18 protein-coding genes and 2 riboswitches are annotated in these 19,936 nt (G+C 29.9%); of the genes, 7 read left to right on the forward strand and 11 right to left on the reverse strand.

The annotated features are described in order from the left end of the window. Nucleotides 1-65: 65 nt before the first annotated feature. Nucleotides 66-431 carry a DUF1573 domain-containing protein gene (locus E4J94_RS14865; RefSeq protein ID WP_135836579.1) on the forward strand — a complete coding sequence of 122 codons (366 nt, stop codon included), beginning with the start codon at nt 66-68 and terminating at the stop codon, nt 429-431. 16 nt (nt 432-447) lie between these two features. On the opposite strand, the gene E4J94_RS14870 is transcribed toward E4J94_RS14865, so the two are convergent. Both E4J94_RS14870 and E4J94_RS14875 read right to left on the reverse strand, forming a co-directional pair. Beyond that, the gene (locus E4J94_RS14870) at nt 448-2,118 is read right to left on the reverse strand and encodes an LIC_10190 family membrane protein (RefSeq protein WP_135836580.1); all 1,671 of its coding nucleotides are present in this window, start codon (nt 2,116-2,118) and stop codon (nt 448-450) included. Then, a complete protein-coding gene (locus E4J94_RS14875; RefSeq protein WP_135836581.1) occupies nt 2,118-2,774 on the reverse strand; it encodes a metal-dependent transcriptional regulator in 657 nt (218 codons plus the stop codon). Before E4J94_RS14875 ends, E4J94_RS14870 begins: the two co-directional genes overlap by 1 nt. Before the next feature lie 107 nt (nt 2,775-2,881). Between E4J94_RS14875 and E4J94_RS14880 the strand changes: the two genes are divergently transcribed. Together E4J94_RS14880 and E4J94_RS14885 are read left to right on the forward strand one after the other, a co-directional pair. Further along, nucleotides 2,882-4,936, forward strand: a complete 2,055-nt coding sequence (locus tag E4J94_RS14880) for a TonB-dependent receptor plug domain-containing protein (RefSeq protein ID WP_135836582.1) — start codon at nt 2,882-2,884, stop codon at nt 4,934-4,936. After that, on the forward strand, nt 4,936-5,382 hold the full coding sequence (locus E4J94_RS14885; protein ID WP_135836583.1) for a thioredoxin fold domain-containing protein: 447 nt from the start codon (nt 4,936-4,938) through the stop codon (nt 5,380-5,382). The genes E4J94_RS14880 and E4J94_RS14885 overlap by 1 nt, the downstream gene beginning before the upstream one ends. Before the next feature lie 56 nt (nt 5,383-5,438). On the opposite strand, the gene E4J94_RS14890 is transcribed toward E4J94_RS14885, so the two are convergent. Further along, nucleotides 5,439-6,620 carry a homoserine dehydrogenase gene (locus tag E4J94_RS14890; protein WP_135836584.1) on the reverse strand — a complete coding sequence of 394 codons (1,182 nt, stop codon included), beginning with the start codon at nt 6,618-6,620 and terminating at the stop codon, nt 5,439-5,441. Between the two features lie 126 nt (nt 6,621-6,746). Then, a riboswitch (SAM riboswitch) is annotated at nt 6,747-6,845 on the reverse strand. Nucleotides 6,846-7,290: 445 nt separating this feature from the next. After that, a riboswitch (SAM riboswitch) is annotated at nt 7,291-7,390 on the forward strand. A gap of 44 nt (nt 7,391-7,434) precedes the next feature. Here E4J94_RS14890 and E4J94_RS14895 point away from each other — a divergent pair. The 3 genes from E4J94_RS14895 (at nt 7,435) to metF (ending at nt 12,389) form a co-directional block, all read left to right on the forward strand. Continuing rightward, nucleotides 7,435-8,433 carry a homocysteine S-methyltransferase family protein gene (locus tag E4J94_RS14895; protein ID WP_135836585.1) on the forward strand — a complete coding sequence of 333 codons (999 nt, stop codon included), beginning with the start codon at nt 7,435-7,437 and terminating at the stop codon, nt 8,431-8,433. Further along, on the forward strand, nt 8,421-11,084 hold the full coding sequence (gene metH / locus E4J94_RS14900) for a methionine synthase (protein ID WP_135836586.1): 2,664 nt from the start codon (nt 8,421-8,423) through the stop codon (nt 11,082-11,084). The genes E4J94_RS14895 and metH overlap by 13 nt, the downstream gene beginning before the upstream one ends. A gap of 348 nt (nt 11,085-11,432) precedes the next feature. After that, entirely contained in the window at nt 11,433-12,389 is a 957-nt protein-coding gene (gene metF, locus E4J94_RS14905) for a methylenetetrahydrofolate reductase [NAD(P)H] (RefSeq protein ID WP_135836587.1), read from the forward strand. Between the two features lie 515 nt (nt 12,390-12,904). Here metF and bioA read toward each other — a convergent pair. From bioA to E4J94_RS14930, 5 genes are read right to left on the reverse strand one after another with little or no spacing between them, the layout of a single operon-like run. Further along, nucleotides 12,905-14,176 carry an adenosylmethionine--8-amino-7-oxononanoate transaminase gene (gene bioA / locus E4J94_RS14910; protein WP_135836588.1) on the reverse strand — a complete coding sequence of 424 codons (1,272 nt, stop codon included), beginning with the start codon at nt 14,174-14,176 and terminating at the stop codon, nt 12,905-12,907. After that, entirely contained in the window at nt 14,164-15,159 is a 996-nt protein-coding gene (gene bioB, locus E4J94_RS14915) for a biotin synthase BioB (RefSeq protein WP_135836589.1), read from the reverse strand. Before bioB ends, bioA begins: the two co-directional genes overlap by 13 nt. Nucleotides 15,160-15,165: 6 nt before the next feature. Next, nucleotides 15,166-15,789: a dethiobiotin synthase gene (gene bioD / locus E4J94_RS14920; RefSeq protein WP_135836590.1), complete on the reverse strand. Its 624-nt coding sequence runs from the start codon at nt 15,787-15,789 to the stop codon at nt 15,166-15,168. Then, nucleotides 15,782-16,891: an aminotransferase class I/II-fold pyridoxal phosphate-dependent enzyme gene (locus tag E4J94_RS14925; RefSeq protein ID WP_135836591.1), complete on the reverse strand. Its 1,110-nt coding sequence runs from the start codon at nt 16,889-16,891 to the stop codon at nt 15,782-15,784. The genes bioD and E4J94_RS14925 overlap by 8 nt, the downstream gene beginning before the upstream one ends. Next, a complete protein-coding gene (locus tag E4J94_RS14930) occupies nt 16,875-17,492 on the reverse strand; it encodes a hypothetical protein (protein ID WP_135836592.1) in 618 nt (205 codons plus the stop codon). The genes E4J94_RS14925 and E4J94_RS14930 overlap by 17 nt, the downstream gene beginning before the upstream one ends. A gap of 358 nt (nt 17,493-17,850) precedes the next feature. Between E4J94_RS14930 and E4J94_RS14935 the strand changes: the two genes are divergently transcribed. Then, complete coding sequence (locus E4J94_RS14935; RefSeq protein ID WP_135836593.1) at nt 17,851-18,594, forward strand: hypothetical protein; 744 nt, start codon at nt 17,851-17,853, stop codon at nt 18,592-18,594. Between the two features lie 102 nt (nt 18,595-18,696). Here E4J94_RS14935 and E4J94_RS14940 read toward each other — a convergent pair whose 3' ends face one another. The 3 genes from E4J94_RS14940 to E4J94_RS14950 form a co-directional block, all read right to left on the reverse strand. Continuing rightward, a complete protein-coding gene (locus E4J94_RS14940; RefSeq protein WP_135836594.1) occupies nt 18,697-19,017 on the reverse strand; it encodes a helix-turn-helix domain-containing protein in 321 nt (106 codons plus the stop codon). A gap of 88 nt (nt 19,018-19,105) precedes the next feature. Further along, nucleotides 19,106-19,543, reverse strand: a complete 438-nt coding sequence (locus tag E4J94_RS14945; protein WP_135836595.1) for a transposase — start codon at nt 19,541-19,543, stop codon at nt 19,106-19,108. A 12-nt stretch (nt 19,544-19,555) separates the two neighbouring features. Then, nucleotides 19,556-19,936: hypothetical protein (locus E4J94_RS14950; protein ID WP_135836596.1), on the reverse strand; the 381-nt coding region annotated here is incomplete at its 5' end.

A 19,936-nucleotide genomic window follows, 5' to 3' on the forward strand; every position in this document is an offset into this window, starting at 1 on the left:
TATTTAAAATTATACATTTATAGTAAAATTCTTTTTGTACATTTGATTATAAACTAATTATCATCATGAAAAAAATAATGTTTGTAGGTGTTTTTGCTTTAGGCTTTTCAAGTTTATTTGCTCAGACACTTAGTTTAGAAAAAGAAGAAATTCAATTTGGAAATATAAAGTTGAATACAGATGTAACTTCTAAGATAAAAGTAACGAATACAGGTGATAAACCTTTAATACTTAAAAGTGTTGTTGGCTCTTGTGGCTGTACAGTTCCTGAATATCCTACAACTCCTATTGCTCCAGGAAGTTCTGCTAATATTACAGTTAAATATTCTAGTGGATCTGTTGCTGGAGATTTCAATAAATCTGTAACAATTACATCAAATGACCCTGCTTCTTCTCGTAAAATTTTTAGAATAAAAGGAAAAGCTGAATAATATTAAAAAGAGTAAGTTACTTAACTTGCTCTTTTTTTTCTTCCTTTAGAAAGTTATAAATATTCTCTTTTTGCTTCTTATTCATCTCTTTAAAATAAAATCCTTTTTTCACATCAGTCGAATCTATTTGTTGAGGGTAGCCATCATATATTAAATAAGAATTCAATGTGGTACGACTTATAGCAGGAACTTTTGTTGAATAAATCAAAGGATAATCTATTGGATAATTATAAGTTAAATTCCCTATTCTTTTACGAGAAAATTTGATTTCGTTGTAATTCGCAGGAATAAATATCTGTTTTAATTCTATTTTCCTTAGATAAGAAAAAGATCTAATATTATCTAAATGAAAAAATTTCGTCATAAAAGGAAAAACGATGAATATTACAATAAGAAATACACAACAAAAACTTAATTCTTTAGAATATTTAACTACTAATTTTGTATTCAAAAAAATTAAAATAATCAATCCATCAATAACTAAAATATCTAATAAAAATCTGAATTGAGGTGAAAAGAATAACATTATCAATAACTTAATCCAACAACAAATTGTTAGTAATTGAAAAGTATATTTCTTTTTATAAAAACTTATTATAGTTGAAAAAATCATCAACATTAAAATAAGAATCATAATCAATGATCTACTTGAATTATAAAATAAAATTGCTTTTAAATATTCAAAAATATTCATTTCTCTAACCTCTTCAAAAGTGTATGAATCTTTAAGCGGAATAAATTTTCCATTTTGACCTGATAATTCATATAATCTTTTTGGCGATGCCCAAGATAGACTCTCAAAAGAAGTGAAACCTAACGGAAATATAGGGTTTGCTGAAATTATGATTCCTTTGAAAATAAATAGAATTACTACAAAAAATATTAATAATAAATTTTTGTCTTTTAAATTTTTATATTCTTTATTTCTCAAATATTCAATTCCAAAAAACAATAATAACACAATACTTATTGGTTTTATTACAAATAAAATAGTTGCGTAAAACAAATAATTTGACGTGTTATTTTCTAATTTAGAGTTTACATATTCGTGAATCAATAATATTGATAAGATAAATACAGGAAGATCTGGTGAAGGTGTATTCAAAAAAAATAAAAATAATGCATTAAAAAAAAGTAATTTATAATACTTATATTCAAAAATATACAAATTAAAAATTATAAATAGACTAAAATTTAAGCGATAATAAATATCTAAACTCTCATTTACAGAAGCTTGTAATATATGCCAAAAACTATTTTGTGCAAGAATCCACTCAAAATTCGAAAGTCCTTTTACAAAACCTGCATAATCTAACCATTTTATTGTTGGAACATAGTAACCAAAGTGATCTAAAATATATGGATATGTTACTGTAGTTAATAACCCGAAAAAACTAAACACATAAAAATATAACGATATGTTTCTCATTTTCTTGAAAGATTTCTTCAATTCATTTTTGTGATAAATCAATGAAATCAATGAAACTACGATTAAAATTATTTCATAAATATTATTTAAAGGAATAAAAAAAGCAGAAAGAAAACCTAATACTCCTACTCCAATCATTCCATTTAAGACAGTAAATGAAATTGAATAATTTAGTATAGGAAAGACTTTTTTAAAAATTAATCCAAATCCAAAAAAAAATAAAATCAGTAAAACTGATAAAACAGCTTGAACAATCATTATTTACCTAATAATCTTGATGTTACATGACTACTAAATGTTTCATTTATTTTGGTATCAACAAATTCTACAATCATTGTACCGTCAAAATCTTCTACTGAAATTATTTTTATTTTATTATTTAATTGAATATTCTTAGAATTTAAATATTTCAAAAATTCATCAGAAGAGCCTGTTACAGCACAAATCTCAACTAAATCGCCTTGTTTAAATTCTGATAACTTTTTATAATTTACTTGATCAAATCTTCCTTCTTTATCAGGAATAGGAGAACCATGAGGATCTAATTTAGGATAATTCAATAATTCATCCATTTTATCGAAAAAAATTGAACTTTGAATATGTTCTATTTGCTCAGCTATCTCATGAACTTGCTCCCAACCAAATCCCATTTTTTCCACTAAAAACATTTCGGTTAAACGATGTTTTCTTACAATTAAAGAAGCTTTTATTCGTCCTTTATCAGACAACCGAAGAGGTTTATATGACTCATAAATAACTAAATCTTTTTCAGCTAATTTTTTCATCATACTATTTACTGTAGGCATTTTTATTTCTAAATGCTTGCTTAAATCTTTCACGTTTACTTCTCCTTTACCATTTTTAGATAAGTGAAATAAAGCTTTTAAGTAATTTTCTTCGACCAATGAATTCATAGGAACAAATATAGTTGAAAGATTTATTTAAACATAAAAAGTGTTGTTTTAAATATTTTTGTTAGATTTGTCTAACTTTTAAATTAAAAATAAAATAATATTAAAACATGAAGACGAAACTTTATTTACTTACTGTCTTAACCTCCATTCTATCTAATGCTCAAGAACAGAAAGATAGCATTAGCGTAAAAGATTCTTTTGAAAATTTGGATGAGATTGTTGTTACGGGAACAATGAAAGCTGTAAAAAAATCTGATAGTCCAGTTCCAATTGAAATCTATACGCCAAAATTTTTTCAAAAAAATCCAACTCCTTCATTGTTTGACGCTGTACAGTTAATAAATGGTGTTCAACCGCAATTAAATTGTAACGTTTGCAATACAGGTGATATTCATATTAATGGAATGGAAGGTCCATATACCATGATTTTAATTGATGGAATGCCAATTGTTTCTTCTCTATCTACAGTTTATGGTTTGAGCGGAATTCCAAATTCTTTAGTTGAACGAATAGAAGTCGTAAAAGGACCAGCATCTTCCCTTTATGGAACAGAAGCCATGGGCGGTATAATTAATGTAATTACAAAATCTCCAAAATCTGCTCCAAAATTATCTTTGGATGCTTTTACAACTTCTTGGTTGGAAACCAATCTTGATGGAGGATACAAATATAATATTGGACAAAAAGTAAATGGTTTATTTGGCTTTAATTACTTTAAATATGGTAATAAAAAAGATAAAAATAACGATGGTTTTACAGATGTAACTCTACAAGATCGTATCACGTTATTTAATAAACTTGATTTTGAACGTCAAGAAAATAGAACAGCGTCTGTTGCTTTACGTTATTTATACGAAGATAGATGGGGAGGTCAAATGAATTGGAAAAGAAAATTACACAGAGGAAGTGACGAAGTTTATGCTGAAAGTATTATGACAAATCGTTTTGAAGCGATAGGAATGTATCAATTACCTGTAAAAGAAAAAATAATGACTCAATTTTCTTATAATTTTCATCAACAGAATTCATTTTATGGTCTAGAATCTTATCAAGGAAAACAACAGGTTATTTTTGCTCAAGCTTATTGGGATAAAATAATTGGAAAACATAGTTTACTTTTAGGATCTTCATTTAAATACACTTATTACGATGATAACACAAGAGGTACTGGAGAATATGATGAGAATAATAATCTAATCAAGAACAACCCAATGAATACACCTATTCCTGGTGTTTTTGTACAAGACGAATGGACTTTGAATACTGAAAATAAGCTTTTGATTGGTTATCGATTTGATTACGATAAAACACATAAAGGAATACATTCACCAAGAGTAGCTTACAAATTTTCGCCTTCATCTCATCATACTTTAAGAGCAAGTTTTGGTACAGGATTTCGCGTTGTGAATGTTTTCACAGAAGATCATCGGGCATTAACTGGAGCTAGACAAGTAGTTTTTGAGAATGAATTAAAACCTGAAAAATCATATAATGGAAATATTAATTATGTGTTTAAACTACCAACTTCTTTTGCAGCTCTAAATTTTGATTTTACAACATTCTATTCTTATTTCACAAATAAAATTATTGCTGACACAGACACAGATGAAACAAAGATTATCTACGATAATTTAAACGGACACGCAATTTCTCAAGGAGTTTCTTTAAATATAGATGCAACATTTGACTTTCCTTTAAAAATAATGCTTGGCGCTACCTATATGGATGTTTACAAAAAAGAAGATGATGAAAAAGAAGTTCAATATCACGCACCAAAATGGTCTGGAAATTTCTTAGCAAGTTATACATTCAAAAAAGGTTTTACTATTGATTTAACCGCCAATTATAATGACAAAATGAAATTACCTCGCGTGGAAAATGATTATCGACCAGAATATTCAAAACCAACTTTTATTGCAAATATTCAATTAAGTAAATCATTTAAGAATAATATTGAAATCTATGGTGGAGTAAAAAATATTTTTAATGTTTTACCAAAAGGCGATGTAATTGCTCGTTGGTGGGATCCATTTGGAGAACCTGGAAATGGCGTTACTCCTCCTAAAGGAAGAAACGATGTTATTTTTGAGCCAAATGATTACAGCTATACACCTATGCAGGGAACAAGAGGTTTTATAGGTGTCCGATACAATTTACGTTAATGAAAATCTGGTACTTCATATTCATTTTATCATCATTGAATCTCCAAGCACAGATTTCATTAGAAAAATTTAATTCAATTTTTAATGAAAATCCTAAACCAATTCTACTTTATTTTTCTACTAATTGGTGTAGTTACTGTATGATTCAAAAGAAACAATTAAAAAAAGATGATGAATTACTTCAAATTCTAAATAATGACATTTATTTTATTGAATTTGACGCAGAAACGAATGAACCAATTATTTTTTTAAACAAAAAATATGAGCCTAAATCAAATAAAAAAACTCACCCGTTTTTAGAAGAATTTACTGATAAAAACGAACAAATTAGTTATCCATATTGGGTTTTAATCTCAAAAGATTATAAAATTGAAATGACTTATACAGGATTAATTAAAAATAAACCACTAAAACTTTTATTGAAAAAGTATTTACAAAAACCTTAATTTTTAGATTTACAAAAAAGCCTCAATTAATATTGAGGCTTTTTAATCACAAAAATTTACTCAAACGCAATTATCGAAAGTTTTGGATTTTCAATAATCTCTTTTTGTTTAAGCTTTTCTATATCAATCACACCAACAATATGGTTGTAATTTTTACTTTGATAACGCTCTTCTATTTCATCAAATATGTTTGAAACATCATCTGCTTGATTCTCAAAACCGATATAAATTCGTTTTTTTCCTGTTTGATTAAAAACTCCTTCTTCTTGGTTTTCATATTTTCGAATCGAATATTGATAATCATATTTCAACGCAGAAATATCACTCAAAACAGCCGAAGAAGTCGGGAAACGCCCTGCTCCTTTTCCATATAAAAATTGTTCATCCGAAAGCGAGCTTCCAATTAAAACACCATTATATTCATTGTTTACAAGTGCAATTGTTTTATTTAATTCAACAAAAGTTGGTAAAACTGTTGATGTTATTTCACCTGTTTGATGATTAATTTTAGAATTCGCAATCAACTTTATAGTATAATTTTTTTCTTTCGCGTATTTAAAATCTTCCACTTTCAATGAGGTAATTCCTTTTCGAATAACTTGATCAACATCAATCTTTTTACCGAAAGCATGCAACGTAATAATTGCTAATTTACTCGACGCATCAAAACCTTCTACATCAGCCGTTGGATCAGCTTCTGCAAAACCACTTTCTTGCGCCGCTTTTAAGGCATCTTGATACGACTCATTTTCATTTGCCATTTTCGTCAAAATATAATTTGTTGTACCATTTACAATTCCAGAAACATAATTCAATAAGTCATTATCAAAATATTCTTCTAAATTTCTAATAATTGGAACTGAACCACAAACAGAGGCTTCATAAAGAAAAGAAACATTATTTTTTGCTTGCAAATCCAATAATTTTTTGTGATGATCTGCAATCAATTTTTTATTTGCACTTACCACATGCTTCCCTTTATTGAACGCTTTTATTATGATATCATGTGCCGCATCAGCATCAGAAATTAATTCTACAACTACATTTATTTCATCATCATTTAAGATCTCATCTGCGTTTGTCGAAAACAATTCAGAAGGAGCATTTCTTGGTTTAGAAGCATCTTTAATTACAATTTTTTTTATTACTGCATTCAATTGTGGTTTTTCTTCTAAAACCTTGTAAATTCCCTCTCCCACAACTCCAAACCCGAACAATCCAATATTTATTTTTCTCATTTATTTGTTTTGTTTTTAAATATTTATCAAAGAAAAATGAAGAAAAAAAATGGTTCAATTGCTATAAAAACAATTGAACCATTTTGAATAAAAAATATTATTGAATGATTGGTTTACAGTAGTTTTTATTCATCTTTCCTATAAGGATGGATTTAGCACCTTGATTCGTTAATCAGGTTGCTAAAGTTTCTTTGGGCCATTTCCCTCCACTTTTCTTGATAAAATGTAAATTTTAATGAACTATTTCTGACGACAAATTTAGGCGAAAGAATTCTATATTTCCAAATTTATTTTTCTTTAAAAGTTTAATACTTTCTAAAAAGTATACGTATTTTAATATTATTTAGAATTTAATTCTATGATTATACATATATTAAAATATTATTCTAATAATACAAAAGAAAATAAAAAACAAATCACAAAATAGTTTTATGAATATTTTAAATTTTTAAAATATTATTCTATAAACACTATAACAATACAAATTATAAAATATTATTTCCTTTAATAATTAATTAAACAGAATTATTTTCTAAAAAAAGACTATTTCAAACTATAAAATCAATTACAATATTCACAATGATTAACATATTTTATTTCATCTTTTATAAATAATCATTTTAATCATTATCATTTTTTTATTTTAAGCAGAATAGATAATTTTGCAGATACCTTATGAAGAAAGATGGAGGGATTAGGCCCGCAGATATCTTGGCAACCCAAAGCAAAGTTGGGTGCTACATCCTACTCTAAATAGAGAAAGATAAGGACTTACTTCACAAATTCTTCCTATAAGGTTTTTAAAATATTTAGAATGAAATTAGACGATATACTAAAAGAGCGTATTGTAATTTTAGATGGTGCAATGGGAACAATGATCCAAAAGCACAATTTACAGGAGGAAGATTATCGCGGAGAACGATTCAAGGATTTTCATACTTCTTTAAAAGGAAATAACGATTTATTGGTTTTAACACAACCACAAATCATTAAAGATATACACAAAGAATATTTGGCTGCTGGTGCGGATTTGATAGAAACCAATACGTTCAATGCTAATATTATTTCTATGGTTGATTATGACATGGTTGATTTGGTTGATGAATTAAACTACGAAGCAGTTCGTTTAGCTAAAGAAGCTTGTGAGGAATATTCTACTCCTGACAAACCTCGTTTTGTAGTGGGGTCTTTAGGTCCTACAAACAAAACAGCGTCAATTTCTCCACAAGTTAACGACCCAAGTTATCGAGATGTTGATTTTGATCTATTGGCAAATGTTTATTATCGTCAAGCAAAAACAATGTTAGAAGCTGGTGTTGATGTACTTTTAGTTGAGACTATTTTTGATACTTTAAATGCGAAAGCTGCATTTTATGGAATTCAAGATGCGATAGAAAAAACAGGAATCAATGTTCCATTGATGGCTTCAGGAACAATTACAGATAAATCGGGACGAACTCTTTCTGGTCAAACGACTGAAGCTTTCTTAATTTCATTAGAACATATTGATTTAATTTCAGTTGGATTAAATTGTGCTTTAGGTGCAACAGATTTGATTCCATATTTGGAAGTATTAGCCGAAAAAGCGCCATTTTATGTCAGCGCATATCCAAATGCTGGTTTACCAAACGCTTTCGGTGGATACGATGAAACTCCTGAAATGATGCGAGATTTCATTAAACCTTTCTTAGATAAAAAATTGGTTAATATTTTAGGCGGATGTTGTGGAACTACCCCAGAGCACATCAAATTGATGGCAGATTTAGCAAAAGAATACGAACCTCGAAAAATTGATGAGCGATGTCAGGCGTAAAAATTCAACTTTCTGGATTAGAACCTTTAATTGTACGCGAAAATTCAAACTTTGTAAATGTTGGTGAACGTACAAATGTAACTGGTTCTAAAAAATTCTTGCGATTAATCAAAGAAGAAAAATTTGAAGAAGCACTTCAAGTTGCACGTGACCAAGTAGATGGTGGCGCGCAAATTATCGATATCAATATGGATGAAGGTATGCTTGATGGTGTGGCTTCTATGGTAAAATATTTGCGTTTGATTGCTTCTGAACCTGATATTTCGAAAGTTCCAATTATGATTGACTCTTCGAAATGGGAAATAATCGAAGCTGGGCTGAAAAATGTTCAAGGTAAAGCAATTGTCAACTCAATTTCATTAAAAGAAGGCGAAGAATTATTTATCGAACATGCGAAGAAAATCAAACGTTATGGTGCTGCAACAGTGGTTATGGCGTTTGATGAAAAAGGTCAAGCTGATAATTACGAACGCAGAATTGAAATCGTAAAACGTTCGTATGATATTTTAGTCAATCAAGTAAATTTCAATCCAAGAGATATCATTTTTGATGTAAATATTTTTCCTGTAGCAACAGGAATGGACGAACATCGCCGTAATGCTATCGACTTTTTTGAAGCTACAAAATGGATCAAAGAAAATCTTCCGCATGCATTAGTTTCAGGTGGAGTTTCGAATGTTTCGTTTTCGTTCCGTGGAAATAATGCAGTTCGCGAAGCGATGCATACAGCGTTTTTATATCACGCTATCAAACACGGAATGGATATGGGAATTGTCAATCCAGAAATGATTGAGATTTATGATGATATTCCAAAAGATTTATTAGAACACGTTGAAGATGTCTTATTAGACAGACGAGATGATGCAACAGAACGTTTGATTGATTTTGCTGAACATCTAAAAGGTGTTACAAAAGAGAAAAAGAAAGATGATGCTTGGCGCGAATTACCTTTGGAAAAACGAATTGAAATTTCTTTAGTAAAAGGAATAACAGAATTTATTGACGAAGATACTGCGGAAGCTTTAGAAAAAATTGGTTCGCCTTTACGCGTTATCGAAGGTCCTTTGATGGATGGAATGAATGTCGTTGGAGATCTTTTTGGAAGCGGAAAAATGTTCTTACCTCAGGTTGTGAAATCAGCGCGTGTAATGAAAAAGTCGGTTGCTTATTTAACGCCTTTTTTAGAGGAAGAAAAACTTAGAAATAAAACAGACAAAGAGCCTTCTAAAATCTTAATGGCAACTGTAAAAGGTGATGTTCACGATATCGGAAAAAATATTGTTTCAGTTGTTTTAAGTTGTAATGGTTTCGAAATTATCGATTTAGGCGTAATGGTTTCTTCTGAAACGATTTTAGATGAAGCGCAAAAAAATAATGTCGATGTGATTGGTCTTTCTGGATTGATTACGCCTTCGTTAGATGAAATGGTACATGTTGCCAAAGAAATGAAACGTCTTAATCTTGATATTCCATTAATGATTGGTGGTGCAACGACTTCTAAAGCTCATACAGCTGTTAAAATTGCGCCAGAATATGATAAAGCGATTCATGTTTTAGATGCTTCGCGTTCAGTTACGATTTGTCAAAAATTAATTGGAAATCAACAGGCAGAATTACTTACAGAAACAACTACTGATTATACAAAAATTAGAGAAGGTTTCTTAAATCGTGCTGTATCAAAGGAATATCTATCGATTGAAGATGCTCGAAAAAATAAATTGAAAGTTAATTTTGAAGAAAATAAACCTTTTAAACCAAATAAATTAGGTGTTTTCACGCATCAAACAACAGTTTCTGAATTAAGAGATTTTATCGATTGGACGCCATTTTTCAAAACATGGGATTTACACGGAAAGTTCCCTGCTATTTTAGAAGATGAAATTGTCGGAACGAATGCCAAGGAATTATATGTCGATGCTTTATCAATGTTAAATAAAATCGAGGCTGAAAATTTAGCTAAACCGAAAGCTGTTTTTGGGCTTTTTAAAGCGAATACGGTAAACGATGACACGATTGAATTGTTTGATCAAAATGATAACAAAATCGAGGAATTTTACACACTTCGTCAACAAGCGAAAAAATCGAAAGAGCAACCAAATATTTCAATTGCAGATTTTATCGCTCCGAAAGATTCAGCTATTCAAGATTATATCGGTGCATTTGCAGTAACTACTGGACAAGAAATAGAAGAGGTTGCAAAAGCTTACGAAACCAATTTAGACGATTACAATTCAATAATGGTGAAAGCAATTGCCGATCGTTTAGCTGAAGCTTATGCAGAATATTTGCACAAATATATTCGTACAGAAGTTTGGGGTTATGCGAAAGATGAAACTTTATCGAATGACGAATTAATCTCAGAAAAATACAAAGGAATTCGCCCTGCTCCTGGTTATCCTGCGTGTCCAGATCATTTAGAAAAAGAAACGATTTTCAAAATATTAGATGTAGAGAAAAATGCAGGAATTGAGTTAACAAGCTCCTTAGCAATGTATCCTGTATCATCTGTTTCGGGTTATTATTTTGGAAATCCTGAAGCAAAATATTTTGGTGTCGGAAAAATAAAAATGGATCAAGTTCAAGATTTTGCGCTTCGAAAAAATATTGATTTAGACAAAGCTGAGCGCTGGTTAAGTCCTAATTTGGCGTAAGGAGTTGCACAATGTATTATGTAAAAAGTACATTGTGCTCTAGCTAAATGAAGAATCTCAGACTCCTCGACAAGTTCGGAATAATAGAAACATATTTTCATCCTGAGCTTGTCGAAGGATCACACAAATTTGGATGAGTTTCTGAAATAAGTTCAACATGACAATGAACGTAGAACAAAACAAAAATGCGCTAGGGATTACAGTGAAAATCGTTTTTTGTTGATTGAGCGGAGTCGAAATCAACAAAAAAGATTGAAACGAAAAGCCCGCCAAAAGGGAACACCCTTATAAAATAAATTATATAATCGAAATTCGAGATTCGAACTTCGCTAAACGATAAAATAAAGAATGAAAGTAACTGAACATATAGAACGTGCGAATGGAAAACCACTATTTTCTGTTGAGATTTTACCTCCTTTAAAAGGTCAAGATGTCAATGCGACGTTCAAAACTTTAGATCCTTTAGTTGAATTAAACCCTGCCTTTATCGATGTCACTTATCATCGACAAGAATATATTTACAAACAAAAGGAAAATGGATTATTAAAACGTTATCAGGTAAGAAAACGACCAGGTACAGTTGCAATTTGTGCTGCGATACAAAACCATTATAAAATAGATGCAATTCCACATTTAATTTGTGGCGGATTTACAAAAGAAGATACAGAAGATGCTTTAATTGATTTGAATTTCTTAGGTATTGACAATCTTTTGGTTTTACGAGGAGATCCTATCAAATCGGAGAAATCATTTGTTCCTGAAATTGGAGGACATGCACATGCTTCTGACTTAATAGAACAAATTACAGCTTTGAATACAGGAAATTATCTTGACGATGAATTACAAGAGTCTCACGCTATGGATTTCTGTATTGGAATAGCAGGCTATCCTGAAAAACATTTCGAATCACCTAACCTTGGAATGGATTTGTATTATTTAAAAAAGAAAGTAGAATTAGGCGCAGATTATATTGTAACTCAAATGTTTTTTGATAATCAAAAGTATTTTGATTTTGTTAAAAAATGTCGAGAAATGGATATTAACATTCCTATTATTCCAGGCATAAAACCATTAACATCATTTAATCATTTAACTTCTATCCCTCAAAATTTTTACATCGATTTACCAGAATGTTTATCTATGGAAGTTCTAAAAGCGAACGATAAAGAAACTATAAAACAAATTGGTTTGGAATGGTGCATCAATCAATGCAAAGAGTTAGTAGAATTTGGAGTTCCTGGATTACACTTTTACACAATGAGTAATTCAAATAATACTAAAACAGTTGCAGAAGCTATATTTTAAAAACATGAAAAGAGAAAACCTAAATTAATTTTCTCTTTTTCATTATAAAACTATAATCTATAAAGTCAAAACACTAAATAGACACATAAAATAACAGCCTACTATTGTTTACTTTCCTTAGTCACATTTTTATGTAAAAAGAAAGAATAACGAGAGAAAATAAACTATTGTTAATCGACCAATAAATCAGCTCTTTGCACGGATGCCCAACGATCAATTGACGGATACGCATCGGAGAGTTGACGGAAGCGCTTCCGTTAACTCTCCGATGCGCACGCGTTGCAACTCCTATGGGCATCGGACAAGATACGGATAGTATTCAATTGAGAAAGTGATTTTATATTTACTTTTAAAAGTCCTTAAACGAACAATTTCCGAAAAATAATAGGTTTTTCGGAAATTATTCGTTTTCACTTTTTATACTGGTATTAATTCATTATTGAAAAAGATTTGATCGTAATGCTCTACCTATATTTCAAGTTCTTTTGAGCATATAGTAAACAACGTTTCATTACTTAAACCAATTCAATTAAAGCTTGACGAATCGTATCATAAATATAATTTAGATCATCAGTCGAAATACAATAAGGAGGAACCAAATAAATTATATTTCCTAATGGACGCAACAATATACCTTTCTCTAAAAAGTAAGGATACAGCTTTTCGTGTATATCACTAAAATAAGACGTTTCTTCGTCTGTATTCCATTCCAACGCCAAAATAGTTCCGCATTGTCTTATCGCTTTTACTTTAGGATGATTTTGAATAGATGCAACAAAAAATTGATGTTGATGCACTATATTTTCAATTTGCTGTTGTGTAAAGGTTTGTAACAACAAATCAAGACTTGCTAACGCAGCAGTACATGCCAATGGACTTGCCGTAAAAGAATGTCCGTGGAATAATGTTTTATTCAAATCATCTGCATAAAAGGCTTGGTAAATTTCGTCTGTACAAGTTGTAACGCCCAAAGGTAAAGTACCACCTGTTAAGCCTTTCGAAAAACACATAATATCTGGAACTTCTGTCAAATGATTTGCTGCAAATAATTTACCTGTACGACCAAATCCAACAAAAATCTCGTCTTGAATCATTAAAATATCATTTGTTCTACAACAATGCATCAATTGATCTAAATATTCGGCTTGATGCATCAACATCCCCGAAGCTCCTTGAACCAAAGGTTCATAGATAAAACAAGCTACTTTCGTTGCAACTTCTTTTATTTGTGCTTTAATAGCTTCTATATTTTCTGTATTCGGCGTATCAATAAATATAACATCAAAAAGCTTTTCACTAAAAGGTTCTGTCCAAATTCCTCTTCCACTCACCGACATCGCGCCAAAAGTATCGCCATGATAGGCATTTTTGAACGCTAAAATCACAGGTCTATCTTCTTTTTTATTGAAGTGATATTGTAAACACATTTTTAATGCAACCTCAATCGCTGTTGATCCATTATCACTGTAAAATGCTTTCTTTTGGTTGGTCGGTAAAAGAGCTAATAAACGTTCGGACAATTCAATTGCAGGTCGATGCGTAAATCCTGCAAAAATAACATGTTCCAAAGTTGTTAGCTGTTCGTGCATTTTCTGTGCGATATACGGATGCGCATGCCCATGCAACGTTACCCACCACGATGAAACCGCATCAATATATTGCTTGTTATTTTCATCGTAAATATAACTTCCTTCTCCTCTTACAATTGGAATAATATTATTGGCTTTTTTCATCTGCGTATAAGGATGCCAATTCACCAACTGATCGCGCTCTTTTAATGTGTACATGTCTGAGCTGTTTCTTGTTTAACCATTGGTAGTAAACCTAAATTTTCAAACATTTGCATGTCTTCAGTTACCCCAGGATTAGGCGTTACCAATAAGGTTTCACGTTCTCCTGTAAAAATAGAATTCGCACCAGCCATAAAACACCAAGCTTGTTCAACTTCTGTCATTTCTATTCGACCAGCACTTAAACGAACAACCGAAGAAGGCATCACAATACGAGCTGTTGCAATCATACGAACCATATCCCAAATATCTACTTTCGGATTATTTTCTAAAGGCGTTCCTTTTACTCTCGCTAAAGCATTTACAGGAACAGATTCTGGATGTTTTGGCATTGTTGCCAAAGTTAATAGCATAGAAATTCGATCTTGATGTGTTTCTCCTAAACCAATAATTCCGCCCGAACAAACTGTAATCCCAGCTTTTCGTACATTTTGTATTGTATTGATTCGATTATCAAATTTACGTGTAGAAATAATCTCATCGTAATAAGCTTCGGAAGTATCTAAATTATGATTATAAGCATGTAAACCTGCTTCTTGTAAACGAATTGCTTGTTCTTCTGTCAACATTCCTAATGTACAACACACCTCTAATCCCAACTCATTTACACCTTTCACCATTTCGATTATTCGATCAAAGTCTCGATTATTTCGTACTTCTCGCCAAGCAGCTGCCATGCAAAAACGTGATGAGCCCGCTTCTTTTGCTTTCTTTGCATGTGCTAATACCGTTGCTGTTGGTAACAATGCTTCTACTTTAATATCGGTATGGTAACGCGCTGCTTGTCCACAATATGAGCAATCTTCGGGACAACCACCTGTTTTTACAGATAACAAGGTACATACTTGTACTTCTCTTGCGTTGTGCCATTCTCGATGTGTTTTGGATGCGTGATATACTAAATCTAATAATGGTTGATGATAGATTTTTTCGATTTCTTCTTTCGTCCAATCATGACGTGTTTCGTTTGATACTTTCATTGTATTTTAAATATTAAATTGATGCTTAATTGTTTCTGCAATTTTTCTAACTTCGCTTGAGTTTATTGAATTGAGTTTTGGTATAATGATGATAGAAATATCCGAAGGCAAATGATTTTTTATAACACGAGCAGTGTCTTCATCAAACTCTCCATTAAACACAAAATATTCGATAGCGATATTTCTTAATTTCAGTACTTCAATCGTTAATAATGTATGATTAATACAACCCAAATAATTCGTTGCAACCACAACTGTTGGAAGATTAAATTGCTGAATAAGATCAATCATAAAATCTTCTTCATTAATAGGAACAAATAATCCGCCCGCTCCTTCAACAATAAGAGAATTGATTGTTTTGGGAAGTTCAAAATCATTTAGATTGATCTCAATATCTTCTTCTTTTGCAGATTGATGAGGCGAAGCAGCTTTTTGTAAGCGATAACGTTCTTGATGAATCTTCAGTTTTGGAGAAGTTAACGATTCAACCAACAAACTATCTGATGAATCTAAATCTCCCGATTGTATTGGTTTCCAATAATCGGCTTGTAAAACTTCAGTTAATATTGCTGAAACAATCGTTTTCCCAACTCCTGTCCCAATTCCTGTAACAAATAATTGTTTAGACATTTTCTTTTATCTTTTCTATTAATTGATTAATTTCTTCTTGTGTGTTAAAAGCATGTAAACAGATTCGTAAGCACTCTTCTCCTTCTACTACTGTAGGTGGAAAAACCGCAAAAGTGTTTATTCCAGCATCTTCTAATTGATTTTTGATTTTGGTTAATTGGTTTGTAGATTCAAACTTTAGAATTTGAATTGGACTATTTTTATTCGAAGAACTCGTTAAACCACTATTTCTAAAATGTGAGATATTATGTTGTAAACTTTCTTGAAGCGATTTATTTTCTTTGATAAACTGATAACCTTTTCGTAAACCTGTCACATGAAAATCAGCAATAGCTGTGGTGTAAATAAAAGGTGAAGCATAATTAATGAGATAATCAATCACTAACTGATTAGCTAAAATAGAAGCACCGCTCATTCCCATCGCTTTTCCATAGGTTACAACCGTTACAAATACTTTGTGTTGTAATCCCAATTGATGAACCAATCCGTAACCAAAAACACCAAAAGCATGAGCTTCATCTACTATTAATGCTGCATTGTATTTATTGGCTAATTCGACCAGTTCAATTAATGGAGCACAATCGCCATCCATCGAATACAAACTTTCTACTGCGATAAAACAACGCTCTTCTACTCTTTGCAATAGTTTCTCTAAATGATCTAAATCGTTATGTTTAAACTTTAACTTTTTTGCGTTGGATAATTTAATCCCATCATGCACTGATCGATGAATATTTTCATCAACTAAAATAGTATCATGTCGAGTTAAAAGTGAAGAGAAAAGTGCCAAATTAGCATCATATCCAGATGAAAAAAGTAATGCAGCTTCTACTTTATGTTCATTCGCAATCATTTCTTCCGTTTCACTTAGATAATCGGAATTCCCACTAATCAAACGTGCTCCAGTAGAACCATAAAGTAAACTTGGTTGTGCTATAAACTCATTTAAAATTTGCTGATGTAAAATTTCATTTTTAGCTAATCCTAAATAATCATTACTATAAAAATCAATTCCTGAAGAGCGAACTTTTAATGCTCTTTTAATTCCTTTTTGCTCTCTTTCAAATAGAGATAGTCGCAATGAATTAAAATTTCTCAACATTATTCAGTTCATTTTCAATTGCAGAAATCCAATGCCCAAACAACGTTTCTTCTAGTTGTATCACTTGATTTGCATAAATTTCCCATTCATTATGAAATTCTTTTAATTGAGAAATCATTTCTTCAAGATGACCTTCTTCTTCAACAATAATAGATTTCACCATCACTTTTTGTTGATGCGCCGTCAAAACATCTTGATATATTGGATACAATTCATCTGCCCTAACTTCTATAGCATAAGTCACAAACAAATAAGCTGCGTATTTTAAATCTTCTCCTTCAAGCTTAAATTCTTTCTTCAATAAACGACAAACCTGAATATCTAATTGATGTAAATAATAGATTGTTGCTTTTGGCGCTAAAAGATAAATAGGCTCATAATTGATACAAGCATCTGGAATTAATTTTACAATTTGCTTTTTCAAATAATAAGCATGGCGATGTTCCTCTGCTGCATGTTTCAGTTGTATAAGATTGATAAAAGTTTTGTGTTCACATGCCGAAATTTTTCTTGCTCCCGCATTTTCCATATACGAAAGTGTATTGAGCCACTTTACATGTAATTTTGGTTCTGAAACAATATGATTTAATAATTTTTTCAATTTGATTTATTTTCATCCAAAATTACAAGGTCATCGGATCATATATATATTCCAGTTTTAACATACATGGTAGTCCGGTTATTTATTTAAAAGAAAATTATATCTTTTTCTATTCTTTTTATAATTAAAAATCATGTAAAAATTTAATTAAATAAACCTTTTAAATTCTGTTTTTTTTAATTACTGCATATTCCACTTATAAAATATAAATGGCATTAAGAAATGATTATGACAATACTATTTATACCAAAGAACAATATTTTTCAAAAGATCTAGTTAATTGATATTGTAGATAAATATTAAAAACAATCAAAATAACGATATAAAGTTAAAGATTGACTCAATTAAATAATTAAGCATGAAAAAAATTATACTATTTACATTTCTAACATTCTCATTTATTTCATTTACATCATGTTCTAGTGATGATGATTCTAAGACAAATCAAAATAATATAGTAGAAAAAAGACTAATAGAAAGAATTACTTATACGGAAGGATATGATAGTAAACTAGTCGAAAATTTCATATATGATAACCAATCAGGTTTTGTTTCAGAAAGAATATCTTCAAATGTAAATGAAGTGAATATTTCAAAATATGAGTATTCAAACAATAAAGTAATTGAAAAAAGATATAGAAATAATAATTTGAGGAATACTAATATATATTCTTTAAAAGATAATATTTACACTATACAATCTTTTGATTCTGATGATTTATTAATATCTACAAGTGTTAATAAAATTGAAAACAAAAAAATTGTTTCTTCAAAAAAATACAATAATAAAGGAGAAGTAATATATGATTCATCAATAGAGTATAAAGACAATTTTCTTACTGAAATTGAAACTGAATCAATCTCAAATGTAAAAACAATTAGAACTTTTTTAAGTAATAAAATCAAAAACTTTAATGCTCCTTTCGCTTATATTGTTACGAATGATCAACCTTTGAATAAAACAACAGAGACTTTTCTAAATGGGAATATAAAGTATAATGAAACTAAATATGAATTTGATAAGGATTTTTATCCAATAAAAGTAACAACTATTACCCAAAATGGTAATAATATAATTACGATTAATACTTACAATAAATAAGTATTAATCGTAATTTATTAGTATAGATTTGTAAGTGAAATTTTTAACACTATTAAAAAATAGCAAAACAAACTTTGCTTAAAAGAGTATAAAGTTTATATATTAAATAAACATTTTCTTCCATTTAGCAACAGTATTTCTACTTAAATTAAAATGATTAGCCAATTGAGAATTATTTAATCTATGTTTTTTTTGGTAATCTAATATCAGTAAAATATCCTTTTTCGAATAAGATTTTAATCTTTGGTTAAATCCATTATTATTCTGATTCAACTCTCCAAAAATGAGTTTATTTAGCTCCAGCACATTAAAAATAGATAAAGTTTCTTTATTCAATATTTCTTGACACTGTAATAATTTATCTGGGTAAAGATCATTTATTATATCTGTATAAAGTGTTTTATAATTTATTTCATTTTTCATTTTTTTTGTTTATAAAAAGTCACTAATCATAATAAATGATTAGTGACTAAGGTTATAATTAGAATAAGTTTGTGTAGTAATGAGATTCTTATTTAGTTGAATTTTTATATTTACTAATCCATTTATACAAAGTTGTTGTTGGGATATTATATCGTTCTTTTATCTCAGACTTTTTCATTGCTCCCGTGTCTATTTTATTTAAAATATAATCTATCATTTCTTTCGTATAAATATTTTTACGAAATTGGGGTAAAGATGATTTATAATTATTGATTACTTTCTCACTATCATCTTTTTTAATAGGAGCATATAAAATCAAGTGTTGAGAATACAAACGAAAAAAATCATACTCTAATAATTTACTCCATTTTAATACAACTTCAATTTCCAAACTGCTCATACTATACATTTCATTTACTTCTTGCTCTGTACATTTCATAAATTTACAAATACGGGATAGTTCTATTTTATTTTCTATGACTGCTTGATTGATTAAAGTCCCAATATGTATTTCTTTGAAATTCATTAGTGTATATTTTTATTTCCAATAATTCCACACTTTACCATCAAATACAGCAAGTGCTTTACTCACCGTATCATAACAGATCATTCCTGGATAAGGACTTTTTACAGTTGTGTGAGGATTTGCTATTTTTGGAAGTATCATTGCTTTGTTATCCGATTCTAATACCAAAACTCCTTTTGATTGAGTAGTTTCTGATCCTATGGTAATTCCTTCCCCAATCTCTGATGTTGTATTTGTAAAAGCATTGGAAGAATCACCTACATTAGAAAGTGCTACCCAAACATTATTTTCATACATCTTAATTTTATTATCCGATTTATCTAATAAAAATGTTCCATTATTATTAGCTGAAACCGTCGCTAATGCGTTAGAAACATTATTAACCGCTGAAAG

It is taken from the genome of Empedobacter tilapiae (genome assembly GCF_004785645.1).
Lineage (GTDB): Bacteria > Bacteroidota > Bacteroidia > Flavobacteriales > Weeksellaceae > Empedobacter > Empedobacter tilapiae.